Source organism: Ruegeria sp. HKCCD6604, from assembly GCF_013110635.1.
Taxonomy (GTDB): Bacteria; Pseudomonadota; Alphaproteobacteria; order Rhodobacterales; family Rhodobacteraceae; genus Ruegeria.
In genome coordinates this window covers 62,543-88,026 of sequence record NZ_WVQW01000007.1, presented here as the reverse complement: position 1 = coordinate 88,026, position 25,484 = coordinate 62,543, and the positions used below count along the sequence as shown (strand labels likewise).

The 25,484-nt window shown below is 58.7% G+C and carries 26 protein-coding genes; 6 read left to right on the top strand and 20 right to left on the bottom strand.

All coding sequences use genetic code 11. From position 1 onward, the window contains the following. Positions 1 to 3: 3 nt before the first annotated feature. The 13 genes from GS614_RS16165 to trpS all read right to left on the bottom strand — a co-directional run bounded on the left by GS614_RS16165 (position 4) and on the right by trpS (position 11,510). A complete protein-coding gene (locus GS614_RS16165) occupies positions 4 to 771 on the bottom strand; it encodes a TIGR02186 family protein (protein ID WP_171206032.1) in 768 nt (255 codons plus the stop codon). Between the two features lie 2 nt (positions 772 to 773). Beyond that, complete coding sequence (locus GS614_RS16160) at positions 774 to 1,694, bottom strand: sulfite exporter TauE/SafE family protein (protein WP_171171123.1); 921 nt, start codon at positions 1,692 to 1,694, stop codon at positions 774 to 776. 257 nt (positions 1,695 to 1,951) lie between these two features. After that, entirely contained in the window at positions 1,952 to 2,920 is a 969-nt protein-coding gene (locus tag GS614_RS16155) for an ABC transporter permease (RefSeq protein ID WP_171119681.1), read from the bottom strand. Continuing rightward, positions 2,920 to 4,014 (bottom strand): ABC transporter permease, encoded by a 1,095-nt coding sequence (locus tag GS614_RS16150; protein ID WP_152456858.1) that lies wholly within the window; start codon positions 4,012 to 4,014, stop codon positions 2,920 to 2,922. Before GS614_RS16150 ends, GS614_RS16155 begins: the two co-directional genes overlap by 1 nt. A gap of 1 nt (position 4,015) precedes the next feature. After that, the gene (locus GS614_RS16145) at positions 4,016 to 5,545 is read right to left on the bottom strand and encodes an ABC transporter ATP-binding protein (protein WP_171233094.1); all 1,530 of its coding nucleotides are present in this window, start codon (positions 5,543 to 5,545) and stop codon (positions 4,016 to 4,018) included. 95 nt (positions 5,546 to 5,640) lie between these two features. After that, positions 5,641 to 6,639, bottom strand: coding sequence for a BMP family protein (locus GS614_RS16140; protein WP_171726797.1), 999 nt, complete (start codon positions 6,637 to 6,639; stop codon positions 5,641 to 5,643). A gap of 139 nt (positions 6,640 to 6,778) precedes the next feature. Further along, positions 6,779 to 7,213, bottom strand: coding sequence for an N-acetyltransferase (locus GS614_RS16135; protein ID WP_171726796.1), 435 nt, complete (start codon positions 7,211 to 7,213; stop codon positions 6,779 to 6,781). Continuing rightward, positions 7,210 to 7,800: a tRNA (adenosine(37)-N6)-threonylcarbamoyltransferase complex dimerization subunit type 1 TsaB gene (gene tsaB, locus GS614_RS16130; RefSeq protein WP_171171114.1), complete on the bottom strand. Its 591-nt coding sequence runs from the start codon at positions 7,798 to 7,800 to the stop codon at positions 7,210 to 7,212. The genes GS614_RS16135 and tsaB overlap by 4 nt, the downstream gene beginning before the upstream one ends. Next, complete coding sequence (locus GS614_RS16125; protein ID WP_152456863.1) at positions 7,790 to 8,353, bottom strand: NifU family protein; 564 nt, start codon at positions 8,351 to 8,353, stop codon at positions 7,790 to 7,792. Before GS614_RS16125 ends, tsaB begins: the two co-directional genes overlap by 11 nt. A gap of 69 nt (positions 8,354 to 8,422) precedes the next feature. Then, entirely contained in the window at positions 8,423 to 9,016 is a 594-nt protein-coding gene (locus tag GS614_RS16120) for a 2-hydroxychromene-2-carboxylate isomerase (protein ID WP_171616793.1), read from the bottom strand. A gap of 9 nt (positions 9,017 to 9,025) precedes the next feature. After that, positions 9,026 to 9,481 carry a universal stress protein gene (locus tag GS614_RS16115; protein WP_152456865.1) on the bottom strand — a complete coding sequence of 152 codons (456 nt, stop codon included), beginning with the start codon at positions 9,479 to 9,481 and terminating at the stop codon, positions 9,026 to 9,028. Positions 9,482 to 9,558: 77 nt separating this feature from the next. After that, positions 9,559 to 10,422: a branched-chain amino acid aminotransferase gene (locus tag GS614_RS16110; protein WP_171726795.1), complete on the bottom strand. Its 864-nt coding sequence runs from the start codon at positions 10,420 to 10,422 to the stop codon at positions 9,559 to 9,561. Between the two features lie 59 nt (positions 10,423 to 10,481). Continuing rightward, entirely contained in the window at positions 10,482 to 11,510 is a 1,029-nt protein-coding gene (trpS, locus tag GS614_RS16105; protein ID WP_171726794.1) for a tryptophan--tRNA ligase, read from the bottom strand. An 86-nt stretch (positions 11,511 to 11,596) separates the two neighbouring features. Here trpS and GS614_RS16100 point away from each other — a divergent pair, with 86 nt between their 5' ends. Next, complete coding sequence (locus tag GS614_RS16100) at positions 11,597 to 12,283, top strand: rhomboid family intramembrane serine protease (protein ID WP_171171106.1); 687 nt, start codon at positions 11,597 to 11,599, stop codon at positions 12,281 to 12,283. Here GS614_RS16100 and murJ read toward each other — a convergent pair whose 3' ends face one another. From murJ to GS614_RS16085, 3 genes are read right to left on the bottom strand one after another with little or no spacing between them, the layout of a single operon-like run. Next, positions 12,284 to 13,825 (bottom strand): murein biosynthesis integral membrane protein MurJ, encoded by a 1,542-nt coding sequence (murJ, locus tag GS614_RS16095; RefSeq protein ID WP_171726793.1) that lies wholly within the window; start codon positions 13,823 to 13,825, stop codon positions 12,284 to 12,286. Then, on the bottom strand, positions 13,822 to 16,641 hold the full coding sequence (locus GS614_RS16090; RefSeq protein WP_152456870.1) for a [protein-PII] uridylyltransferase: 2,820 nt from the start codon (positions 16,639 to 16,641) through the stop codon (positions 13,822 to 13,824). The genes murJ and GS614_RS16090 overlap by 4 nt, the downstream gene beginning before the upstream one ends. Further along, positions 16,601 to 17,761, bottom strand: a complete 1,161-nt coding sequence (locus tag GS614_RS16085) for a penicillin-binding protein activator (RefSeq protein WP_171634868.1) — start codon at positions 17,759 to 17,761, stop codon at positions 16,601 to 16,603. Before GS614_RS16085 ends, GS614_RS16090 begins: the two co-directional genes overlap by 41 nt. An 88-nt stretch (positions 17,762 to 17,849) precedes the next feature. Between GS614_RS16085 and rsmI the strand changes: the two genes are divergently transcribed. The 3 genes from rsmI (at position 17,850) to gshB (ending at position 20,074) form a co-directional block, all read left to right on the top strand. Further along, a complete protein-coding gene (gene rsmI / locus GS614_RS16080; protein WP_171726792.1) occupies positions 17,850 to 18,707 on the top strand; it encodes a 16S rRNA (cytidine(1402)-2'-O)-methyltransferase in 858 nt (285 codons plus the stop codon). 1 nt (position 18,708) lies between these two features. After that, the gene (locus GS614_RS16075) at positions 18,709 to 19,080 is read left to right on the top strand and encodes a YraN family protein (protein WP_171726791.1); all 372 of its coding nucleotides are present in this window, start codon (positions 18,709 to 18,711) and stop codon (positions 19,078 to 19,080) included. A gap of 61 nt (positions 19,081 to 19,141) precedes the next feature. Next, the gene (gshB, locus tag GS614_RS16070) at positions 19,142 to 20,074 is read left to right on the top strand and encodes a glutathione synthase (RefSeq protein WP_171206023.1); all 933 of its coding nucleotides are present in this window, start codon (positions 19,142 to 19,144) and stop codon (positions 20,072 to 20,074) included. On the opposite strand, the gene GS614_RS16065 is transcribed toward gshB, so the two are convergent. The 4 genes from GS614_RS16065 to cobU are packed head-to-tail and all read right to left on the bottom strand — an operon-like array spanning position 20,071 to position 23,669. Next, positions 20,071 to 21,585, bottom strand: coding sequence for a YifB family Mg chelatase-like AAA ATPase (locus GS614_RS16065; RefSeq protein WP_171616780.1), 1,515 nt, complete (start codon positions 21,583 to 21,585; stop codon positions 20,071 to 20,073). The two genes, gshB and GS614_RS16065, sit on opposite strands and share 4 nt — an antisense overlap. A gap of 47 nt (positions 21,586 to 21,632) precedes the next feature. Further along, entirely contained in the window at positions 21,633 to 22,514 is an 882-nt protein-coding gene (locus tag GS614_RS16060) for a glutathione S-transferase (protein ID WP_171726790.1), read from the bottom strand. A gap of 58 nt (positions 22,515 to 22,572) precedes the next feature. Beyond that, positions 22,573 to 23,151 carry a histidine phosphatase family protein gene (locus GS614_RS16055; RefSeq protein ID WP_171171094.1) on the bottom strand — a complete coding sequence of 193 codons (579 nt, stop codon included), beginning with the start codon at positions 23,149 to 23,151 and terminating at the stop codon, positions 22,573 to 22,575. Beyond that, positions 23,148 to 23,669: a bifunctional adenosylcobinamide kinase/adenosylcobinamide-phosphate guanylyltransferase gene (gene cobU / locus GS614_RS16050; protein ID WP_171726789.1), complete on the bottom strand. Its 522-nt coding sequence runs from the start codon at positions 23,667 to 23,669 to the stop codon at positions 23,148 to 23,150. Before cobU ends, GS614_RS16055 begins: the two co-directional genes overlap by 4 nt. 99 nt (positions 23,670 to 23,768) lie before the next feature. Between cobU and GS614_RS16045 the strand changes: the two genes are divergently transcribed. Both GS614_RS16045 and GS614_RS16040 read left to right on the top strand, forming a co-directional pair. After that, positions 23,769 to 24,647 (top strand): RNA polymerase factor sigma-32, encoded by an 879-nt coding sequence (locus tag GS614_RS16045; protein ID WP_152456879.1) that lies wholly within the window; start codon positions 23,769 to 23,771, stop codon positions 24,645 to 24,647. After that, positions 24,644 to 25,468 carry a ChaN family lipoprotein gene (locus GS614_RS16040; RefSeq protein ID WP_171726788.1) on the top strand — a complete coding sequence of 275 codons (825 nt, stop codon included), beginning with the start codon at positions 24,644 to 24,646 and terminating at the stop codon, positions 25,466 to 25,468. Before GS614_RS16045 ends, GS614_RS16040 begins: the two co-directional genes overlap by 4 nt. Positions 25,469 to 25,484 lie beyond the last annotated feature (16 nt).

Sequence of the window (25,484 nt, the reverse complement as noted above, 5' to 3'; positions counted from 1 at the left end):
CTTTTACTTTTCTCGCAACAGCCGGAAGGCTGTCGAGGCGCCCCAGCCTGCCGCAATCGCTATGACCAGCGACATCAGACCGTACCAGACGGGCTGCTGGCGGGACATATTGTACAAAAAACGCTCCAGACCGACTTTCCGGACATCAATGATCGCTTCATATTGCGAGACGACCTCTCCGCCACGGGTGAGGAAAATCCGGGCGGAATAATCGCCTTCGGTCAGGTCGGCGGGCATATCGATCGAGGTGCGGAACAGGGTCTGTTCATCCACTGCTACGGTGTTTTCGCGGATCGAATACAGTTGTTCGTGTTCTCGAATTCTTATTACGGCGTCTGCAAAATCCTGTGCGCCCCGGATATGCATCGCGGCACCGACCGAGCGTATCGCGCGTTCGATCGAAATCCGGAAACGCAGGTCTTCGGTGTCGGACAGGATGTCGTCAAAGGGTCCGCTGGTTGCAACGGCGTAAAAGCTGGGTGCAAGGTCGACAAGAACACTGTCGGTGTTCACCCAGATCCCAAGCTTGCGTTCCTTGCGTCGCACGGTGACAGGCTCGGACGGACCCGCAACCGCGACGATGACTTCGACCGGAGGGCCGGAAGGGATTGGGGTTTCCCGCTTGATAGCCCCAAAAATCAAAAGTTCCGATCCGTCGAATGTCGCGGTGATGGCAACCCGGTCCTGGCTGAGACCAAGAACAACCTGTTCTTCCGCTGCCGAAGCGGGCGTGCAGAACAAGCACAGGGCGGCGATAAGCGAACGCAGCATCCTCAGTGCCCTCCGCCGTTGCCAAGCGAGTAGAGCTCGGCGGGTTCGATAAGCAGATCAAGTGCAAGCTTGCCACATACGGCCAGCACCAGAGCGGCAAGCAGCACGCGCAATTGTTCCGCCGGCATTCGGGCTCCGATCACGGTTCCGATCTGGGCGCCAATGACGCCGCCCACCAGCAACAAGACCGCCAGAACAACATCAACCGTATAGTTGGTGGTGGCGTGCAGCATCGTGGTGAAGGCTGTCACAAAGATGATCTGAAACAGCGACGTGCCGACAACGACCTTGGTCGGCATACCCAGCAAGTAGATCATGGCAGGGACCATGATAAAGCCGCCGCCAACGCCCATGATCGCCGACAAAACCCCAACGCACAGACCGACCAAGGCCGGCGGGATGACCGAGATATACAGGCCCGAGGTGCGAAAACGCATTTTGAAGGGCATGGCATGGACCCAGCCCCGCTGCCGGCGCTTGGCAGGGGCCGCGCCGCCTTTCTTGGCTTTACGCAGTGCCCTCAGGCTTTCGACAAACATCAGGCTGCCAATGACGCCAAGAAAAACAACGTAACAGAGTGTCACCAGCAGATCGACCTGACCCAGGCTTTTGAGATAGTTGAAGACAACCACGCCCAAAGCGGCCCCAACAAGCCCGCCAACCAGCAATACCGTTCCCATTTTGAGGTCCACGGTCTTTCGTCGGAAATGTGCCAGAACTCCGGAAAAGGATGATGCGACGATCTGATTGGCTTCGGTAGCAACAGCCACCGCCGGCGGAATACCGATGAAGAACAGCAGCGGGGTCATCAAAAAGCCGCCACCGACACCGAACATTCCGGACAGGATGCCAACCATGCCGCCCAACCCCAACAAGAGAAAGGCGTTTACTGAGACTTCGGCGATGGGAAGGTATATCTGCATGGGCTCTTCTAGTCGCACTGAGTTGAGAGGCGCAACGCCATAGCGTCGCATTCGCCTAAATATTTAAAAAATTGAATGTGACTAATCGGCACATACGACCAGACCTGCCTGTTTGCGCTGATCGGGTCTGCGGACAACTGCCAGTTTGCAGGAAGGTACACACTCATACCCTCTTAGAACGGTTGCGGCATGCAAAATCAACTCTGCATGCCGCTCCGCAGCGAACAGGACTGAAACTCAGTTCGGAACTGGCCTTATCAGCGCTCTTTGACGTAGGGTTCTCCGCCTGCCCGAGGTGGGATGGCTTTGCCGACGAAGCCGGCAAGGATCACCACCGTCAGAATATAGGGCAGGGCGTCCATCACCTGCACGGGAATCACGACGCCACCCAGATCGATATTTTGGAAACGCAGCGCGATCGCTTGCAGCAGACCAAACAGCAAGCAGGCCCACATGGCATGCCACGGGCGCCACTTGGCAAAGATCAGGGCGGCCAAGGCGATAAAGCCACGACCGGCGGTCATTTCCTTGACAAACCCTGCCTGCAAGGCCGTAGCCAGATAGGCTCCTGCAATACCGCACAGCACACCACAGATGGCGACAGCGGCGAACCGCAGGCCAACCACCGAGACACCGGCGGTGTCCACTGCGGCCGGGTTCTCACCCACCGCCCGCAGGCGCAGACCGAACCGGGTGCGATACAGAATCCACCAAGTGGCCGGAACCATCAGGAACGCGACATAAACCAGGATCGAGTGGCCCGAGAGCAATTCGGAATAGATGGGACCAACAATCGGCACACCGCTGAGGGACTCGGCGAATGGGAAGTTGATCGGTTCGAACCGGCCCCCGCCAAACAGGGAGGGTGTCCGCCCACCTTGCTGAAACCAGCTTTGCGCGACCAGGACGGTCAGGCCCGAGGCCAGAAAGTTGATGGCCACGCCCGATATCAATTGGTTGCCCCGGAAGGTGATCGACGCCAGCCCGTGCAGGCCCGACAGCAACAAAGAGGATGCGATACCAGCCAGCAGGCCCAGCCAAACCGACCCTGTGAAAGCTGCGATTGCAGCCGAAAAGAACGCTGACATCAACATTTTGCCTTCGAGGCCGATGTCGAAGATCCCGGCCCGTTCCGAAAACAGACCGGCCAGACAGGCAAGCAGCAGTGGCGTGGACAGGCGAATGGTCGAATCCAGAACCTGAATGAGGGTTACAAAAAATTCCATCACTCAGCCCTCTTCCGCATACCCAGGAAAAGTTTTTCAAGCGGCATTCGCACCATGTTGTCCAATGCGCCGGTGAACAGGATGACCAGGGCTTGAATGACCACGATCAGTTCCCGCGGAATCGAAGCCCACAGCGCCAGCTCGGCGCCGCCCTGATACAGAAATCCGAACAAGAGCGCGGCCAGAAACACGCCGAACGGATGTGAACGCCCCATCAGAGCCACGGCGATGCCAATGAACCCCGCGCCCTCGGTCGAGTTCATAACAAGTCGCTCGGCTTCGCCCATGACATTGTTGATGGCCATCAGCCCTGCCAGCCCGCCGGAAATCAGCATCGCGACAATCGTGATGCGCACAGGTGAAATACCGGCATAGACAGCGCCGGTCTCGGAATGGCCGTAAGCCCGGATTTCATAACCCAGACGCGTGCGCCAGATCAGCGCCCAGACAACGACGCAGGCAAGCAACGCGATAAAGAAGGTGATGTTCGCAGGAGCGCCGCGGAAAACAACATTCTCTGCGGTCGAGAACATCTCCTGGAAAGAGGGCAGATGCACGCTTTCAGAGAACCGCGCGGTGGCCGGGTCCTGCGACCCTTGCGGGCGCATGACATTGACCAGCATGTAATTCAGGAAAGCAGCGGCGATGAAGTTGAACATGATCGTGGTGATCACGATATGGCTGCCACGCTTTGCCTGAAGATAGGCCGGAATGGCCGCCCAGAGCGCGCCGAACAGCATCGATGCCGCGCAGGCGGCAAGCAAGGCAATGCTCCAATGCGGCCAGTCGACATAAAGACAGACCATGGCCACGCCCAGCCCGCCCAGCATCGCCTGACCTTCGCCCCCGATGTTGAACATACGGGCATGGAAGGCGACGGCCACCGCAAGACCGGTAAACATGAAGTTGGTCGCGTAATAGAGCGTATAGCCCCAGCCATAGGTCGATCCCAGCGCACCAGTGACCATCAATTTGACGGCCTCGACAGGGTTTTCGCCGATGGCGAGGATGACCAGCGCCGAAAGGATTGCGGCCAGTATCAGACTGATCAGGGGGATCAGAATGACATCGGCCCATTTAGGCATTTTTTCCATGTTACGCGGCCTCTCCCGCAACACCGGCCATCAGAAGGCCCAGTTCTTTTTCATCTGTCTCATGGGGCAGGCGTTCTCCCATGATATGTCCGTCAAACATCACCGCGATCCGGTCCGAGAGCGAGAAGATTTCTTCCAGTTCGACCGATACCAGCAGGATTGCCTTGCCCTGATCACGCAGCGCGACAATCTGTTTGTGAATGAACTCGATGGCGCCGATGTCCACGCCCCGCGTGGGTTGCCCGACCAGCAGCAGGTCAGGGTTGCGTTCAATCTCGCGGGCGACAACGATTTTCTGCTGATTGCCGCCCGAGAAACTTTTGGCTGCCAGCCAGGGATTGGGCGGGCGGACGTCGAATTTTTCGATCTTGGCTTCGGTATCGGCGCGCAACGCCGCGTTGTCCATGAAGATACCGCGTTTATAGGCCGGGTCGCGGTGATATCCGAAGGCCACGTTTTCCCAGGCGTGGAAGTCCATGATCAGGCCTTCGCGCTGCCGGTCTTCGGGCACGTGGGCGATGTGATGCGCGCGGCGGGCCTGACCATCTGATCCGGCCCCACTCAGTGCCAGCGGTTCGCCGTTCAGCTTGATCGTGCCCTGTCCGGGGCGCATTCCACCAAGAACTTCCAGCAGTTCGGATTGACCATTGCCGGCCACGCCGGCGATGCCGACGATCTCACCTGCGCGTACGGTCAGGTCGATATTTTTGACCCGTTCAACGCCTGCCGAATCAAAAACGCTGAGATTTTCGATCTCGAGGATGGGTTTGCCGGGCGTCGCGGGCACCTTGTCAACCTGTAGCAGAACCTTGCGGCCGACCATCAGTTCGGCCAGCTCTTCGGGACTGGTCTCGGATGTCTTGACAGTCGCCGTCATTTGCCCGCGCCGCATAACCGATACGGTGTCGGTGTTTTCCATGATTTCGCGCAGTTTGTGGGTGATCACGATGACCGTCTTGCCCTCGGACCGCAGCCGGTCGAGGATGCGGAACAGCTGATCGGCCTCGGCAGGGGTCAACACGCCGGTCGGTTCGTCCAGAATCAGAATTTCGGCCTTGCGGTACAGCGCCTTCAGGATCTCGACCCGCTGCTGCATCCCCACGCCGATCTCGTCGATACGCTTGTCGGGATCGACGAACAGTTCGTACTCTTCCTCGAGCTCTTTCAGCTCTTTGCGGGCTTTTGCCAGTGATGGCGCCAGCAGCCCGCCATCCTCGGCGCCCAGTACGATGTTTTCCAGAACGGTGAAATTTTCCACCAGCTTGAAATGCTGGAACACCATCCCGATGCCCGAGGCGATGGCCGCCTGGCTGTCCGGGATGTCGGTCTTGGTCCCATTGATCCAGATCTCACCTTTGTCGGCTTTGTAAAAGCCGAAGAGAATGCTCATCAACGTGGATTTGCCTGCGCCGTTTTCACCGATGATCCCATGGATCGTACCGGGTGCAACGCTGATCGAGATGTCTTTGTTGGCCTGAACTGGCCCAAAGGCTTTGGATATCCCTTTGAGCTCAATGGCTGGGACGGTCATGTCTTGCCCTCAACTGCCGAGAAACCCATCCGGCTGTCCGCCAGGATGGCGAAGTGGGTGGCGAGGCGGAAGGCACTCTCCCGCCCCGCACGGTATCAGAACTGCAGCGCCGGGCAGCTGTCGTTCTCGTAATAGCTTACAACATTGATTTCGCCGTTGATGATCGCCTTGCGGGCTTCGTCTACGGCGTCGCTCATGCGAACCGAAACAAGCTCTTTGTTGTTTTCATCCATAGCAACGCCGACCCCATCTTCGGCCAGACCCATGATGAAAACGCCGGTTTCAACGTTTTCGCCTGCTTTCATCGCTTCATAAACCGCGACGTCCACACGCTTCAGCATCGAAGTCAGAACTTTGCCTGGGTGCAGGTGATTCTGGTTGCTGTCCACACCAATCGACAGGATGCCCTCGTCAGCCGCAGTTTGCAGAACGCCAACGCCGGTTCCGCCGGCCGCAGCGTATATCACATCAGCGCCCTGGCTGATCTGCGCTTTTGTAAGCTCCGAACCTTTTACCGGATCGTTCCAGGCAGCAGGCGTTGTTCCTGTCATGTTGGCAACAACATTGATGTCTGGGTTCACGGCCTTCGCGCCCTGGGCATAGCCGCATCCGAAATGGCGAATCAACGGGATGTCCATACCGCCGATGAAACCAACGGTGCCGGATTTCGACGCCATGGCGGCCATCATGCCGACCAGGTAGGACCCTTCGTGCTCGGCAAAGCCAATCTGGCGGATGTTTGGAGCGTCCAGCCAAGTCACGTCAACAGCGACGAATTTGGTGTCGGGGTAATCACTTGCAACAGCGGCCAGGGCATCGGCGATTCCGAACCCCATGGTGATGATCGGATTTGCACCGGATTCCGCAAACCGGCGCAGGGCCTGTTCGCGCTGCGGTTCTGCCTGAATTTCGATTTCCAGATACTTGCCGCCGGTTTCATTCGCCCAGCGCTGCGCGCCGTTGTAGGCGGCCTCGTTGAAGGACTTGTCGAACTTGCCGCCCAGGTCAAAGATCACCGCCGGTTCGGCCGGAACCACTCCGGCTGACATTGCGACGGCAGCAGCAGCACCCATCAAGGATTTCATCAGGGTCATTTCAGTCTCCCAATTTTATTTTGTTGGCACAGGGTCAGATTAGCCCCGTTCACCCACTTTTAGCGAGCATAACTGTTGTGATGGCGGGTATTAAGGGGGTTTGCAACCACCATGGTCAACTGAATTCTGACCAAATGGTCTAAAAAACGGGCGATTGCCGTTGGGGCAGGTCGCATTCCATTACAAGTGCATCAATTTTTGGGCCCGTTTCGCGCGCATAATACGCCTTGCGCAGCCCGCACTGCCGATATCCGCATCGATTGTACAGGGAAATGGCCGCATTGTTGTCGGCCGCGACATCCAGAAAGGCACGCGTTGCCTGCAAATCGATCGCTTGATCATGCCATTCCTGCATGAGTCGAAGTGCCAGGCCTTGCCTTTGAAACGAAGGGTGGGTCGCAATTGTCAGCAACTCGGCTTCGCGCGCAATCACCTGAAACAGTGCAAAGCACCGGGAATCTCCGACGGCATGAGTAAAGCGGTTTTCAAGAAGGGCGGCGAATTCATCTTCTGTCCAGCCGCGCGAGTGCGAAAACGCTGCGGCATGGGTCGATGCCATCTCGTGCGGTGTCATTCGTTCAGCAGAACAGGGGGGGTATCGCGGGACGGAGCCGCGTCGGCGGGCCTTACGTACAAAGGTGCAGGCGGCAAGCTGGTACGATCCCAGCGCCGCGCGGCCAGCCGGGCGATGGCTTGTGCCAGCAAGGCAGGGTCAGAGCAGGAATACAACGGCCCGCCAAGTTCCGCTTCGGCCCGAGGCAAGAGACACGGATCGGCACCGGGCATTTTCACATAAACCTGGTCGCGCGGGGCAGGGATCGCCGGTATCTGCCCGTCTTCCGCCAGCTCACGCAAGGCATCGAAGCCGGAAACTCCGACCGCAGGGATTTCCAGCCCAAGTGCAAGACCCCGCGCGGCCGAAACCGAAATACGGATGCCGGTGAAGTTCCCGGGCCCTATCCCAACGCCGATCGCGTCCAAACCGGCCCAATCACATCCGGTTTCCGCCAGAACGTCTTCCAACAGCGGAATCAATCGTTCGGCTTGTCCGCGTGACATTGCTTCGGCACGAGACGTCACGATTTCGCCATCGCGCAACAAAGCGGCCGCGCAATGCGCGGCCGATGTGTCAAATGCCAGAATCGTCGGGTTAGACGGCAACAGGGCGAACCTCGGTCACTTCCGGAATGTAATGGCGCAGAAGGTTTTCGATACCCATCTTCAGGGTCAATGTCGAAGACGGGCAACCCGCGCAGGCCCCCTGCATGTGCAGATAGACCACGCCGCGATCAAACCCGTGGAACGTGATATCACCCCCATCCTGAGCCACGGCAGGACGCACACGGCTGTCCAGCAAGTCCTTGATCTGGTTGACGATATCAGCGTCCTCACCAGAGTGCTCGGCATGGCCCGAGGCCCCGGCGGAATCTGCGCCCATAACAGGCTGGCCGGATTGATAATGCTCCATCACTGCGCCAAGAATGGCCGGTTTGATGTGGTCCCACTGAACGTCGTCCGATTTGGTGACGGTGACAAAATCGTTGCCAAAAAACACGCCAGTCACACCATTGACCGCAAATATGCGTTTGGCCAGAGGGGATTTTTCGCCCGCTTCCGCAGTTGGGAAATCCGCTGTTCCAGCTTCCAGCACCGTTTGGCCGGGCAGGAATTTCAACGTGGCCGGATTGGGGGTGGATTCGGTCTGGATGAACATGAGGGCGCTCCGTCTGATGTGCTTCTGATATGCGCGCAGGCGCACGGGAAGTCAAGATTTGGAACGATTCTAAATTGTGGAAGCGTATTCTAGTGCATCATCCAGACGGTCATCGCCCCAGAACAACTCTTCCCCGGCCAGAAAACTTGGTGCACCAAACAGACCAAGCGCGTTGGCGCGGGCAGATTGTTCGAACAGGGCCTGTTTTATGTCGGTGTCCCCTGCACGGTTCATCAGGCTGCTGCGCAGCCCTGCCTCGTCGAGGCAGGAGGCCAGTACGCTGTCCTCGGAGATATTCTGCCCGGCGCCGAATTCGGCGCTGAAGACGGCCCGAACAAACGCCGCCCGTTCCCGATGATCCTCGATGGCCAGAACCAGACGTGCTGCCCTGAGCGAATTCTGCGGAAATGGATCAGGCTTTGCAAAAGGAAGCCCGCGCGCCTTGCACAGACGTTCCATATCGCGCCACATGTACCGCCCTTTGGCCGGATACAGGTTGAAAGGTGAGGTGCGCCATCCTTGATCCGCGAAAATCGGACCCAACAGGAACGGGTGCCATTCAATGTCAACGCCTTTGTCTTGCGCGGCCGCTTCGATCCGCATCGCGCTGAGGTAGGAATAGGTCGAGGCGAATTCGAACCAGAACTGTATCGTCTTCGCCATCGCCGCTCCTCAGGTTATTTCTTCCAGTTTCTCTTTGCTCAGATTGCCCGGAACGATCGTGATCGGAATCGGCAGGCTACCCGAATTCTTCGTCAGTTGAGTCACCAACGGACCAGGACCTTTCTTGTCGGTCCCTGCCCCAAGTACAAGAACACCAATCTCGGGATCGGACTGAACATGTTCGATGATCTGTGCCACGGGATCGCCTTCGCGAATGGCCAGTTCCGGTTCCACGTTCTGCTTGTCCCGCATCCATTTGGCAAACACTTCGAAATGCGCGTGGATACGTTCGCGGGCTTCTTCACGCATGGTTTCGGCCACACCGATCCAGTGATTGAATTCGTCGGGCGGGATGACAGACAGGACCGTCACACCACCTCCGGTATGGGCAGCCCGCATCGCGGCGAACCGCATCGCGTTGAGGCATTCGCGGCTGTCATCCAGAACGACTAGGAACTTACGCATGGGTATCCTCTTTAGGTTTCCGGGATCATGCCCGACCGATCGCACGCTGGCAACTCGGGCAAGCCTGAGGCTTTGCGCTAGCGTTCGCTTGCAGCCCAATCCCAATAGAGCGCGCGGGCACGGTGAGCAACAGGACCCACCTGAAATTGCGTATCCTCCAGTGCAGTTACCGGTGTGACCTTGCTCATGTTGCCGGACATGAAGACCTCGTCGGCCTCGTGGAAATCCTCGAAGCTTAGAACCGTTTCGTGGACCTTTACTCCATCTGCGCGCAGGTTTTTGATATGCCGTGCTCGGGTAATTCCAGCCAGGAAGGTTCCGTTCGGGATCGGTGTAAAGACTTCGCCATCCTTCACCATGAAGATGTTGGCCGTCGCCGTTTCCGCCACATGCCCCATCGCATCGGCCACCAAAGCGTTGGAAAAGCCTTTCGAGCGCGCCTCTTGCAGCATGCGGGCGTTGTTGGGGTAAAGGCACCCCGCCTTGGCGTTTACGACCGCGCTTTCCAGAACCGGGCGGCGGAAGCGCGTGGTCGACAGAGTGGCCGACGCGGTTTCCGGGGCCATTGGGATTTCTTCCAGGCAGATGGCAAAACCGGTGCTGTTTTCCTGAGGGACTATTGCCGTGCTGTCACCGTCGATCCCCCAGTACATCGGACGAATGTAAACGGCTGTGTCCGGGCTGTAGGCCTGCAACCCTTCGCGTACCAACTCGACCATCTGTTCGGTCGTCATGGTCGGCGTCAGCATCAAGGCTTCGGCTGACCGGTTCACCCGTGCGCAATGGGCCTCCAGATCCGGGGCCACGCCGTCAAAATATCGCGCGCCGTCAAAGACCGAAGATCCCAGCCAGGCGCCATGATCCGCCGCGCGCATGATGGGTGCGTCCCCCTCATGCCATTGGCCTTGAAAATAGGTCCGGATGTTCGTGCCGGTTGCCATGACGCCCTCCTTTGATTCAGGCAAACCCTAGGAGGGCGTCAGGCGAAGGTCCAGTGCAATCAGCGTGATGCGGCGCCGACCATGCCAACGATCTCGTAAGTCTTTTGCAGGATCGGAGCAGCGATTTCACGTGCGCGCTCGGCGCCCCGGGCGAGAATCCGGTCAATCTCGGCCTGATCCCCCATCAGGCGTGACATTTCAGTCGAGATCGGAGCCAGTTTCGCCACTGCCAGATCGGCCAGCATCGGTTTGAACTCACCGAACTGCTTGCCGCCTACTTCGGACAGAACCTGTTCGATGGTTTGATCGTTCAGGGTCGCGTAAATATTGACCAGGTTACGCGCCTCGGGGCGGTCCTCGAGCCCTTCGGCCTCTGACGGGAGAGCATCAGGGTCGGTCTTGGCTTTGCGGATTTTCCTGGCAATCGCTTCGGCGTCATCCGTCAGGTTGATCCGGCTCATGTCAGAAGGATCGGATTTCGACATCTTCTTTGATCCGTCCCTCAGGCTCATGACCCGTGTGGCCGCACCTTCGATCACCGGCTCGGTGACGGGAAAGAAATCGACGCCGAAATCGTTGTTGAACTTGATGGCGATGTCGCGAGTCAGCTCAAGATGCTGTTTCTGGTCTTCCCCGACCGGTACGTGGGTCGCGTGGTAGATGAGGATGTCCGCAGCCATCAGAGCAGGATAGGCAAACAAGCCAAGCGAAGCGTTCTGCTGGTTCTTGCCGGCCTTGTCCTTCCACTGGGTCATGCGCTGCATCCAACCCATACGAGCAACACAGTTAAATATCCAAGCCAGTTGCGCGTGTTCCGGCACTTGGCTTTGATTGAACAAAATCGATTTTTCGGGGTTGAGTCCAGAAGCGATGTAACCGGCACAAAGCTCCCGCGTTGCATGCTGCAACTCGGTTGGATTTTGCCAGACCGTGATTGCATGAAGATCGACCATGCAATAGATGGTTTCAAATTCCTCGCTTTGCATTCTCACCCAGTTCCGAAGCGCACCGAGATAATTGCCGAGGTGCAGGTTACCCGAAGGCTGTGCGCCGGAAAACACGCGGGGCGTGAACTGGGTCTCGGTCATCAAAGGGAACTCCTGTCTGGAAAAATCAGCCCCCGTCGCTTACCCATGAGGCAAAGGGACGTCAACAGCCGCGAAAGGCCAGCCCGATGAGCAGTGAGCATTACACACCCGCCGTAAACCCGTTGCCGCCCGTTGTGGTGGCGCTGGTTCTGTTCATCATCGGCGTCGAACTGGCCTTCACGCTGGGATCGCGCGGTTTGATCGGAGGGCCGGCGGCCGTGGGTTGGCGTCTAGACGCGATACAGCACTATGCCTTCTCGGCGGATATTTTCGATTGGATGGTGCTGAACGGGCGTTGGCCGTTCGAACATCTGGTCCGGTTCGTGACCTATCCCTTTGTATCCGCCAACTTTACGCAGGCGATTTTTGTCTGTGTCTTCGTTCTGGCGATGGGAAAAATGGTTGGTGAGGTTTTCGGTGGTGTCCCCATGCTGCTGATTTTCGTCGTCTCGGGGATTGGCGGCGCGTTGAGTTATGCCGTTTTGCTGGACCCGCGCTATCCCCTGATCGGAGGGTTTCCACCTGTTTATGGCCTGATCGGAGCATTCACGTGGTTGTTGTGGCGCAAACTGTCGCTTGTGGGGGCAAATCAGGCAAGGGCGTTCCAACTGATCGCCGTTCTGATGGGCATTCAGTTCCTGTTTGGTCTGATCTTCGGCGGAAACGCGGAATGGGTCGCCGATCTGGGCGGGTTTGCCACTGGCTTTGGCATGTCATTTCTGGTGGCGCCGGGGGCCTGGGCCCGGATCGTCGGGCGCATCCGCCGCGATTGATCAGGCCCGGCGCAAGGCGCGTTTGAACTCTGACAATTTGAACGCTCCCAGGACATGACCAAGACAGAAATACGAGACGGCGGCGACCACGATCAGGACCAAAAGCGCAAGATAGCGCCAGCCGGGAATGTCCAGCGTCCAACCCAAGAAGTGGATCAACGCAAACAAAACCGCGCCCATACCGACCGAGGCCAGAACGATCCGGCCCGCACGTGCCCTGAAACGGTCATCGAAACGCGCTTCTTCGCCCATGCGACGTGCCCCGATCGCCAGAAGAACAACCATGGCCCAGCCGGCAGTTGACGCGGCAATCGCAGGGGCGATCCAACCCACCAGCGGAAATAGGCCAAACGCCAAGGCCGCGTTCACGACCATTGCGACCACCGCATAGCGGAACGGGGAACGCGTATCCTCGCGCGCAAAGAAAAGTGGTTGCAGCAGTTTTTGCAGCATGAATGCAGGCAGACCGATGCCATAAATCGCGACCGCCAGAGCTGTCGCAGCGGTATCCTCGGGACTGAACTGTCCCCGTTCGAACAGTACCGAAACCAGCGGGTTCGGGATGATCAGGAACGCCACGGTAGAGGGCAGCGTCAACAGCAGCATAAATTCCCCGGCGCGGGAAAACGCGTTGCGGGCCCCTTCCTTGTCGTCGGCGCGCAGGCGGCGGGACAGGTCGGGCAGCAGGACAATGCCAATGGCGATTCCGACGACGCCCAAAGGCAGTTGGTACAGGCGATCCGCGGCGAACAGCCAACTCACGGCCTTTTCGGTCTTTGATGCCACCAGTTGTCCGACCACCAGATTGACCTGGGTGACCCCCATGGCCAAGGCGGCGGGAACCGCGATGCGGACCATCCGGCGCATCTCGGGCGTCAGGTGGGGCAGGCCGGGGCGGATACGGATACCTGCACGTTCGGTCGCCACCCAGACCAGCACCAGTTGTGCGACGCCGGCGACCGGAATGACCGAGATCAGCCATCGTATCACCTCACCGCCGGAGATGGCCCCGGCAATCAGCGCGGTGCAGGCAAAGATGTTCAGCAAAACAGGTGCCGCTGCGGCCGCGGCGAACCTGCCGGTTGCGTTCAATACGCCCGAGAACAGGGCCGCCAAGGACATGAAAAGGATATACGGGAACACGACATAGCCATAGTCCACGGCCAGATCGAACCGTTCATCGCCATAAAACCCTTCGGCTGTCAGCCACACCAGGCCGGGCATGAAGACCATGGCCAGCCCGACCAGTGCCAGAACAGCCAGGGCCAGCAGGTTGAACGCATCCTGCGCGAAGCCCTGTGGATTCTCATCCGCTTCCAGCCGTTTCGAGAACATGGGCACAAAGGCTGCGTTAAACGCGCCTTCGGCAAAAAAGCGGCGGAACATGTTCGGCAGGCGAAAGGCCGCCACGAAAGCATCCATCACCGGCCCGGGGCCGATGAAGGCGGTCAGCAGAATTTCCCGCAGAAACCCCAGTATTCGACTGGCCAGCGTCCAGAAACCGACCGTGAACAGGCCCGAGACCAAGCGTATTTGCTTCATGACGCAGCACGCTCGGCGCCTTCGGTGATCGCCTTGCGCAGCTTGGCCTCGAGCCCACGTTGCTTGCTTTCCGAATGGTACTTCAAGCCGAACATATCCTTGACGTAAAACGTATCGACCACCTGTTCGCCATAGGTCGCGATCACGGCATTGGCGATGTAGACATTCGCTGCGGCGAGGGTCCGGGTCAGATCAAACAACAGACCCGGACGGTCGCGGGTGTCCACTTCGATGATCGTGTAAATTTCAGAGCCGTCATTGTCGAAGGTGATATGCGTTGGAACGTTGAAGGCACGCTCGCGTTTCTTGATCTTGTCGCGTGATTTCAACGCCTCCTTCGCAACGACTTCGCCGCGCAATGTCTTATGGATCATCTGTGTAAGACGTGGCAGGCGCGAGGCTTCAAACGGGTGCCCTTCGGCGTCCTGAATCCAGAATGCATCGGTGACATAGCCGTCTTTGGTCGTATAGCTGCGCGCATCCACGACATTCGCGCCGACCAGGGCCAGCGCGCCGGCAATGCGGGCAAAGATACCGGGGTGGTCGCCCATGGCAAAACAGGCTCGGGTTGCGTCGCGATCCTCGTCCGGTTGCAGGCGGATCTCCATCGCGCCGGGGTCGCCGCTTTGTTCCAGCGCACGCAGCATGTTCGCAAACTCGACATGTGTGGCCAGATTGAGACCCTGCCAATACGGGTCGTAGTGGCGCCCCGTCTCGGATTTGAGGTCGGCCTTGGACCAGGCTGCCAGTTCGGTGCGCAGGGCTTTCTTTGCCTCGGCGCCGCGATTGGCGCGGTTGAGGTCCTCCATCCCGGTTTCCAGCGCGCGCTTGGTTTCAGCGTGAAGGGCACGCAAAAGCGTGGCTTTCCAGTTGTTCCATGTGTTCGGCCCCACGCCGCGAATGTCGCAGACGGTCAGAACGGTCAACAGGTCTAGCCGTTTGACGGTTTGAACTGCCTTGGCGAAATCACGCACTGTGCGGGGGTCTGAAATGTCACGTTTCTGTGCCATGTCGGACATCAGCAGGTGATAGCGCACCAGCCATTCGACCGTTTCCGAATCTGCTTTGTTCAGGCCCAGTCTTGGTGCCACCTTGCGCGCGATCTGTGCCCCAAGGATCGAGTGATCCTCGGGTCGCCCCTTCGCGATATCATGCAGCAACAGGGCAACATACAGCACCTTGCGATTGACCCCACCTTTCAGAATCGAAGAGGCAAGAGGCAGCGATTCGATCAGCTCTCCGCGTTCGATCTGGGCCAGGTTCACGATGCACTGGATGGTATGCTCGTCCACCGTATAGCTGTGGTACATGTTGAACTGCATCATGGCCACGATGGGCTCGAACTCGGGCAGGAAGGCGGACAGTACACCCAGTTCGTTCATCCGCCGCAAGGCTCGCTCTGGGTTGCCGTGTTTTAGCATCAGGTCAAGAAAGATGCGCCGCGCTTCTTTGTCATTGCGCATTTCGTCGTCGATCAGATGCAGATTTGCCGCCACCAGACGCATGGCATCCGGATGGATCAGCATTCCCGTTCGCAAGCCTTCTTCGAACAGGCGCAGAAGGTTTACCTTGTCGGACAGAAATTTGTCAGGGTCCGCTACGTCCAGACGACCGTGAACAACCCGGTATCCCGCTTTGACCCGCCGGCGCCTGCGGAAAATACGCTCCAGCAAAGGTGCGCCTTTCACGTGCAGCGCCTCAAGCTTCGTCAGAAAAATCCGCGTCAACTCGCCGACACGCGTGGCTTCGCGGAAATAGCGTTGCATGAACACCTCGACCGCCCGGCGACCGGCGTGATCCTCATAGCCCATGCGCGCGGCAACCTCGACCTGCATGTCAAAAGTCAGTTGCTCGGTGGCGCGACCCGTCACCAGATGCAAATGCGAACGAACGGCCCAAAGAAATTCTTCGGCCTGAACGAAAGTCTTGAACTCTTCCGGGGTGAACAGACCCAAAGGCACAAGTTCCGCCACGTCCTGAACGCCATAGATGTACTTTGCGATCCAGTAGAGGGATTGGAGGTCGCGCAACCCCCCTTTGCCCTCTTTCACATTGGGTTCGACCTTGTAGCGCTCTCCCTGTTTCAGGTGCCGCTCATCTCGTTCGTTCAGTTTGGCTTCGATGAATTCCCGCTCGGTTCCTTTGAACAGCTCGGTTTTCAGGCGTCGCTCAAGCTCGTCGGCCAACGCCTTGTCGCCCGCCAGATAGCGTTGTTCAAGCATTGCCGTGCGGATCGTGAAATCCTCGGTGCCCAGCCGAAGGCAGTCTTTGATCGTGCGCGAGGAATGCCCGACCTTAAGCCTGAGATCCCAAAGGATATAAAGCATCGATTCGATGACGCTCTCGGCCCAGGCGGTGATTTTGTAGGGGGTCAGAAACAGCAGATCGACATCAGAAGACGGCGCCATTTCACCGCGCCCGTATCCGCCAACGGCCAGTACGGCGATCTTTTCACCTTGTGTTGGCGTCGCAAGCGGGTGCAAGCGCGTGCTGGAGACCAGCATCGCGGTTCCGACCAGCTGGTCCGTCAGGTAGGTATAGGACCGGGTCAGCGCGCGCGCGTCGAACGGACGCTCGCTGAAGGCATCGGCAATGGCTTTACGGCCCGCTTTCTGAGCGTCACGCAGGATGCGCACTGTTTCAGAACGCATTTTGCTGTTGTCAGAGCTGGTCTCGAACACCTCGGCCAGCGCATCATTGACGCTGACGCTGTCAAAGATGTTTTCGGCAGGGCAAATTAGCGCGCCATCCGGCGCCATGGTCTCGCCCGATCGCTCAGAAACCGGCACCAGAGAAGCTTTGCGGGGCAGGGTCAATCACAACCACCTGTTTATTCTGAATCGTCGCTACGGCAAGGCCGCGTTCATTGGTGCCGTTCGGGCGGAGGCGGAAGATACCGCCAACACCCTGGAAACCGGCATTTTGCGTCAGGGCAGCACCGGTCAGCGCATCGGACTTGCCTTGGCTGACCAAAGCACCAATCGCCGCTATTCCGTCATAGGCCAGACCGCTGATCGGATGAGGGGCTTCTCCATATGTCGCGTTATACCGTTGACGATAGGCTTGGGCCTTTGACGGGTCGGGCAGGGCGAACCATCCCCCTTGCACGCCCGGCAGCTCCAGCGTTTGCGGGGGGATATCCCAACGGGTTAGACCGATGAATTGTGTCGTCGCCGGAGAAACGCCGGCCTCAGGCAGCAATTGCGAGAAAAGTGGCAAGGCACCCGCTGTCGTTGCCGTCATGAAAATCGAGTCCGCCCCTGTCGAATCGACGGTGGCCTTGATGGTGGGAACCGAGTTGATGACACCCTGTTGCGACCGGTCGTATCCGACCGTTCCCGCATTGTTGACCCGGCTGTTTGCCAGAGCATTGGCGATGGCAGCTTGCCCCACTTGCCCCGCGGCATCATTGCTGTGCACGATAACCGTGTTCGTTTTGCCTTGCCTGCCCGCATAATTCACCAGCCGGTTGGCGGTGTTTTCAAAGGTCGGTCCAAGTACAAATACATTGCCACCCGCAATGCTGGTGTTGTTCGAGAACGAAAGAACATTCACGTTATTGTTCAGTACGGCCAGTCCGGCAGCGTTTGCCGCCTGGGCGTAAACAGGGCCGACAATGATCTTGGCGCCTTCGGCAACGGCCTGCTGGGCCACCGCTGTCGCCGTGGTCGGGTTTCCTGCCGTATCGTAAACACGCAGGTCGATTTTGACGTTAGGCAGATCGGACATTGCCATACGGGCCGCATTCTCAAGGCTCTGCGCCAGCGCGGCGTCGCCCGAGCGGGGAACCAGCAAAGCAACCGGAACAGGATTCGACGTGTCAATCGAAGGGCCACCCCCAACGCCGCCCGGCTCACAAGCGGCCAGAAACGCTGCGGTCGTCAGGGCAATGGCGGCTTTCGCCAGCTTGCTTACGGGCTTGCAAACGGTAAACATCTAAATGAAAACTCCCTGATCCGGCGGCTGTGAATGCTTCTGTTCTGTTGAGCCGCGATAATAAACGTCATGCTGTGAGGGTCCAGCTTTGAATTTCCAAAAGATCAGATTGGCTGCGGGCCTGTATTTTGTTGCCACTCCGATCGGAACCGCGCGCGATATTACGCTCAGGGCGCTGGATGTTCTGGCCTCGGCTGATGTGATAGCGGCGGAGGACACCCGGAGCCTGCGGCGGTTGATGGAAATCCATGGCATCCCCCTGGAGGGTCGGCATATCCAAGCCTACCATGATCACAGCGGCGCCGGGGCGCGTGGCAAGCTTATGGATGCCCTGGCGCAGGGGCAATCGGTCGCCTATGCATCCGAGGCGGGTATGCCGCTGATCGCTGATCCGGGATATAATCTGGGCAAGCAGGCGGCCGAAGCCGGGCATATGGTGACCTGTGCGCCCGGGGCATCCGCCGCCATAACAGCGCTGACCCTGGCGGGCCTGCCAACGGATTCATTCTTTTTCGCAGGTTTCTTGCCCAATGCATCGGGTGCACGCCGGACCCGGATTGAGGCTTTGAAAAACATACCAGGCACCTTGGTGTTCTATGAATCCCCAAAACGCGTCTCGGCCAGCCTTGCAGATCTTGCGGAATGCCTGGGGGCAGACCGTCAGGCGGCTTTGTGCCGTGAACTGACGAAAAAGTTCGAAGAAATTCGCCGTGGAAGACTGGCCGATCTGGCGGCAGAAATTCAGGAAAAACCGGTCAAGGGTGAGATCGTTCTGCTGGTTGACCGTAGCCATTCGCAAAGTGTTAACGAATCCGACGTAGAAGAGGCTTTGAAGCGAGCTTTGGAAACTCATTCGGTCAGGGACGCAGCGGATCTTGTGTCAGAAATGTATGATCTGCCGCGCCGTCCAATTTACCAGAAAGCTCTGAAACTGGGAAAGGGATGACATGGGGCGGCGTGCAATTCAGGGCTCGGTTTCCTACCAGGCGGGGCAGTCGGCCGAGCTTCGGGTCGCCTCGGACTACGAGCGCCGGGGGTTTGCAATTGCGCATCATCGGTGGCGGGGTGCCGGTGGTGAAATCGATCTGATTGCGCGGGACGGCGATGGGCTAGTGTTCATCGAGGTCAAGAAAAGCTCCAGTTTCGAAAATGCTGCAGCCCGGATCAGCCAAAGACAAATTGACCGAATCTGTGCCTCGGCCGCGCAATACCTGGAAAACGAACCGGGTGGGCAGTTGACCAATGTCCGCTTTGACGCGGCGCTTGTAGATAGCACTGGCGCGGTTCAAATCATCGAAAACGCCTTCGGTCACGCCTAAGCCCCATTGAACCCTCAGGCCTGCTGGGCCATGTATCTTGCGTGAAACTGAGGGACACGCCATGAAAATCGCCTTTCAAATGGACCCGATCGGGGCCGTGGACATCAACGCCGACAGCTCATTCCGTCTGGCGGAAGAGGCGCAGGCGCGCGGTCATTCGTTGTTTTTCTATGGGCCGGATCAGCTGGCCTATCAGGAAGGTCGTATCACGGCGCGCGGCCATGACATGACCGTGCAGCGGGTCGCCGGCGATCCGGCGGTTCTGAGCCCCGAACGTGAAGTTGACCTGGCCGATTTCGACGTGGTCTGGCTGCGTCAGGATCCACCCTTTGACATGCATTACATCACGTCCACCCATCTGCTGGACCGACTGAAAGGGCAAACGCTGGTGGTCAACGACCCGTTCTGGGTTCGGAACTATCCTGAAAAACTGCTGGTTTTGGATTTCCCTGACCTGACGCCGCCGACAACGATTGCCCGTGACATAAAAACGATCAAGGCGTTCAAGGAAAAGCACGGCGATATCATCCTAAAGCCGCTTTATGGCAACGGCGGTGCGGGCGTGTTCCGACTGGATGCCAATGACCGCAACCTGACCTCTCTGCACGAGCTGTTCACGGGGTTCTCGCGCGAGCCTCTGATCGTGCAAAAATTCCTGCCGGATGTTAGCAATGGCGACAAGCGGGTGATCCTGGTGGACGGTGAACCGGTTGGCGCAATCAACCGGGTGCCGGCCGCGGGCGAAACGCGGTCAAACATGCATGTGGGCGGACGCCCGGAAAAGATCGGGTTGTCAGAGCGTGATCTGGAGATCTGCGCCGCCATCGGACCGTTGCTGAAGGAAAAAGGGCAGATTTTTGTCGGGATCGACATCATTGGCGACTATCTCACCGAGATCAACGTGACCTCGCCCACCGGTATTCAAGAGCTGGAACGGTTCGACGGCGTGAACATTGCCGAAAAGATCTGGCAGGCGATTGAAGCCAAGATCTAAGCCATCACGCGGGCGCTGATGCGAAAGCTCAGCGCCTCTGCGACATGTGGCCTGCGGATGTCGGCTGAGCCGTCCAGGTCGGCGATCGTCCGCGCCACCCTCAGAATGCGATGAAAGGCACGGGCCGATAGGCCGAACCGATCAGCCGCCTTCAGCAAAACTGCTTTTCCTTCTGCATCGGGTGTTGCGATCTGTTCCAGAACTTTGCCTTCGGCGTCGGAATTCTGACGCATCTCTGGCATTCCCCGAAACCGGTCTGCCTGTATGGCGCGGGCGTTTTCAACCCGCGTGGCAACTGTCGCCGAGCTGTCGCCGGAAGGGGGCAGATCAAGATCGGTGAAGCCCACAGGCGGAACTTCGATCCGCAGGTCGAACCTGTCCATCAGGGGCCCCGAGATACGGTTCAGATAATCCTCGCCGCAGCCGGGTGCGCGAGAGCAGGCGCGCGATGGATCCGTCAGGTAGCCGCATTTGCACGGGTTCGCGGCGGCCACCAGCATGAAGCGGCAAGGGTATTTCACATGGGCATTGGCACGCGCCACCATGACTTCTCCGGACTCTATTGGCTGGCGCAGGGTCTCCAGAACCGTACGCGGAAACTCGGGAAACTCATCCATGAACAGCACGCCGTTATGCGCCAATGAGATTTCACCGGGCTTGGCGCCTTTGCCGCCACCGACAATGGCTGCCATCGACGCCGTATGATGCGGTTCCCGAAAAGGACGGGTGCGGTTGATGCCGCCTTCGTCCAGCAACCCGCACAGGGACTGGATCATCGAAGTTTCCAACGCTTCGACCGCCGTGAGCGGAGGCAAGATGCCCGGAAGCCGTGCAGCCAGCATGGATTTGCCCGATCCCGGCGTACCGATCATGATCAGATGGTGACGTCCGGCTGCCGCGATTTCCAGGGCGCGCTTGGCGCGTTCCTGTCCCTTTACATCGCGCAGATCCCGCACGCTGGGCGTCAGATTCACCTCGCCGGGTTGTGCCGCCGGCAAAGGGCACTGTCCCGAGAAATGGCGGACAACATCACCAAGGGAATCCGCGCCGATAACCTGAGTGGCGTCGACCCATGCCGCTTCGGCGCTGGAGGCTTTGGGACATAGCAACATGCGGCCCTCGGACGCTGCCGTCATGGCTGCGGGCAGGGCGCCGACAACAGGCACCAGAGATCCATCAAGCGACAACTCTCCCAGTGCAACCGTTCCTTCGGCGGCATCGACCGGGATGATTTCGAGCGCAGACAACAGCGCGACTGCGATGGGCAGGTCGAAGTGGCTGCCTTCCTTGGGCAGATCCGCAGGAGACAGGTTGATCGTAATTCGTTTCGAGGGCAGGGCGATGGCCATCGCACTCAGCGCGCTGCGGACACGGTCGCGGGCTTCGGATACGGCCTTGTCGGGAAGGCCAACGATGGAGAAGGCCGGCAAGCCGGGCGATACGGCACATTGCACCTCGACCGGGCGGGCTTCGACCCCTTGAAAGGCAACAGTGTGGGCGCGGGCAACCATGGCAGTCCTGTTCTTGGTTAACAGGACGTTGCTGCCATGGTTGTGGTTTAAGAGTCGTTAACGGTTGCGCGCAAGGCAGCGAATTTGGGCCACGCGTCGGGATCTGCAACGGTTTTGTCGCGGCAGAACGGATTGCAGAAGCCCCAGCATTTGCCGTCCAACTCCAAAAACTCCACGACGGGTTTGCCGGAATAGGGGCAAACTTGGTTGATTGACGGGCCGGAGACCGGCTTGGCGGTTGAAACCCCTCCGATCGGCCAGGGCTTGGACGGCAAGTCCTGACGATAGGGAAAAGGGTCGTATCTGACGGTCAGGCCCATTGCGCGCCATTGTCTGACGGCGGGGTCTGACAACAGGTCCAGGCAATAGGTTCGGTTGGCCCTTGAAACTGGCAGTCCATATCCGATGATCCGCGCTGCGACAGGTGTGTAAAACACGTCCGCCAGCGAATACGTGCCAAACAACGGGCCTTGTTCCGCACCGGACACTGTGCGCGCATGGTCCCAGAGTGTTTCGATACGAGCCAGATTTGCCAGTGTTTCATCCGATGGGTCGAAACCCTGCCAGACATGCAGCAATTGCATCGGGCATTCGCCTCGTAGGGCACCGAACCCTGCCACCATCTCGGCGCACAGCCAGCGGGCGGTTGCCCGGGCGGCGGGATCTGATGGCCACAACCCGGCATCAGGGTGGCGCTCGGCCAGGGTTTCGGCCATGGCCAGGCTTTCGCCGACCACAGTTCCATCCGGCAGGCGCAGGGCAGGTACAAGTCGCGCTGGAGCCAGGGAAGCCATATCCTGTGCCATGGTGCCCGAATACAGGCCAATCATGTGGCTTCTATGGGGCAGGTTGAATTTCTCAAGCATCAACCAGCCACGCATTGACCAGCTGGAGAAGAGGCGGTCGCCGATATACAAATCATATGTCATGCGCAGACGATGCCGCAGGTTCGCAGTTCGGTAAAACAGTGATTTGTGCGGGGTCTGTTCACGGAAGGTGATTAATTGTACCGACGGACCACCTGTCTGCGTCGATCAGGATATCCGTCACCGACAAGTTGTCGATTCGGTGTGAAAAAGTCTGTTGTCCGTCCAGATCAAGGGCGCGCTGCACCTGAGTTAGGATAACGCCGAAATGCGCAACGATGACCAGATCGCCGCCTGAATGTGCTGAAACAAGCGTGTCGATCGCCGCGTCGACCCGATTGCGGACGTCGTTCCAGCTTTCACCCTGCGGCGGGCGGACATCGCCGGGGTTGTCCCAATATGCAAAGGCCAGTTCCGGGTCTTCGGCTTCGATTTCGGCAAATCCGCGCAACTCCCAGTGACCAAAATGGATTTCCCGCAAGCCCGGATGATGAGGAAGACGTTGACGTTGGCCTTGTATGGCCGTGGCGGTTTCAACTGCCCGTGACAGATCGGACGAGATCACAAGCGCCTCGGGCGGCAAATGGTCGTTCAGACGTTTCAGTGCGGCTGTATCACTCAGGTCGGCGGGCAGGTCGGACCAGCCGACCATGGTTTTCGCATGTGTCGGCCCGTGTCGAACAAGGTGAAGGCGCGTCACGGCAATTGCCCTTTCAGAACCAAGGGCAATCCGGCGGTGATCTGCACCACCAGATCGGCCTGCGCTGCAAGTGCGATATTCAGCCGCCCCTGGGCTTCGCGAAACCGGCGGGCCAGGGCGTTGTCCGGGACAATGCCGTGGCCAACTTCGTTCGAGACGATCACGATTTGCGCCGGGCATCCACGAAGGGCGTCAAGCAGGGCGGTTTGTGCCGCCTCCAGATCGGTATCAGCCAACAGGTGGTTGCTCAGCCACATGGTGGCGCAGTCAATCAGGCAAATCTGATCGGGCGACAACGTGGCCAGAACCGGCCCCGGATCGAAGGGTTCTTCAACCGTAGTCCACCCGTCGCCGCGTTGTTCAAGATGGCGCTCAATCTTCTGGCGCATCTCGTCATCAAACACTTGTGATGTCGCAAGGTAAAGTCGGCTTTTCCCCTGAGAAACAACCAGTTCTTCGGCGAAAACCGACTTGCCTGACGCGGCCCCACCCAGAACCAAGGTTAAATCCGGCGACACAGTACTTACCTATAGATGATCCGTTTGGTGCTGTTTTGCGTAATGGTCATAGGTCGGCAAAGCAAGTCTGACCAGTACCTGCAAACAGGGGAGAGGTTTATGGCACTGGATAATGCGACGGACTTTTCGATGTCCCGGCAAGCAATGAAGGCCGAGCTGCTGGATGCGGAAACCGAACTGAAACTGGCTTATGCGTGGCGTGATGAGCGTGATGAACAGGCGTTGCACCGTCTGATCACCGCCTATATGCGTCTGGCGATTTCGATGGCGGCCAAGTTCAAGCGCTATGGCGCGCCGATGAATGATCTCATTCAAGAAGCAGGCCTTGGCCTGATGAAGGCCGCAGACAAGTTCGATCCAGATCGCGGCGTGCGGTTTTCGACCTATGCCGTATGGTGGATCAAGGCAAGCATTCAGGACTATGTGATGCGGAACTGGTCCATGGTTCGGACCGGGTCAACCTCATCTCAGAAGTCGCTGTTCTTCAACATGCGGCGAGTTCAGGCCCGGCTGGAACGTGAAGCCGCCACTGAAGGTCAGGAACTGGACCGTCATCAGTTGCATCAGATGATCGCCACGGAAATCGGTGTGCCGCTGCGCGACGTCGAGATGATGGAAGGTCGTCTGTCCGGCTCTGATTTTTCGCTGAATGCGGTGCAATCCGCTGATGAGGATGGGCGCGAGTGGATCGATGCTCTGGAAGATGACCGCGAGCAGGCAGCCGAAGCAGTTGAACACAGCCATGATACCGAACAATTGCGCAAGTGGCTGTTGACGGCGATGAATGCCTTGAATGATCGCGAGCGTTTCATCGTGCGCGAGCGCAAGCTGCGAGACCCCGCGCGAACCCTGGAAAGCTTGGGAACCGAGCTGGGTCTGTCAAAAGAACGTGTACGACAGCTTGAGGCCGCAGCCTTCGCGAAAATGCGCAAGAACCTTGAAGCCCAGTCGCGCGAGGTGCAACACTTCATCGCATGAAACAGTTTGCGATTCTTGTGTGCCTTCTGGGTCTTACGGTTGCGGCAGCGCGACCGGGGCTGGCAGATAGACTTGTTCCCGCTGATGCCATGTCCGCGATGCGGGACGCCGATGTCGTGATATTGGGGGAAGTTCACGACAACCCGACGCATCATCTGGTGCAGGCCGAAGCGCTCAAGGCTGTTTCACCCTCGGCCGTCGTCTGGGAAATGGTCACGGAAGAGGGCGCGCAGAGGCTCGCTCAGAAAGCTGTGTCCAACCCAGAAGAACTGAGCCGTATTCTGGAATGGGCTGAAAGTGGCTGGCCGCCGCTCAGCATGTATTATCCGGTGTTCGAAGCATCGGGCGCGCCGGTTTACGGGGCCATGGTTCCGCGTGCTGCTGCGCGTGCCGCGATGGAACGCGGTGCCGCCACGGCGTTGGGGGCAGACGCGGCGCGTTATGGTCTGACGGTGCCTCTATCGCCCGAAGAACAAGCCGCGCGCGAAGCCGACCAGTTGGCGGCGCATTGCGATGCGCTTCCGGCTGAAATGTTGCCCCAGATGGTTGCGATCCAACGATTGCGCGATGCTGTGCTGGCCCGTGCCGTGGTCCGTGCGATGGACGAAACCGGGGGTCCGGTTGCCGTGATTACTGGAAATGGTCACGCGCGAAAGGATCGGGGCATACCGACCTATGTTGCGCGCCTCAGACCAGGTTGGAAAGTCGTGGCCGTCGGACAATCCGAGGATGGAGCGATCGACGGAGAATTCGATATCGTGATTGATAGCCCCACGGCCGAGCGCGAAGACCCCTGTGCAGCATTTCAGGTTCAGAATTAATCGCTGGAACTACCTG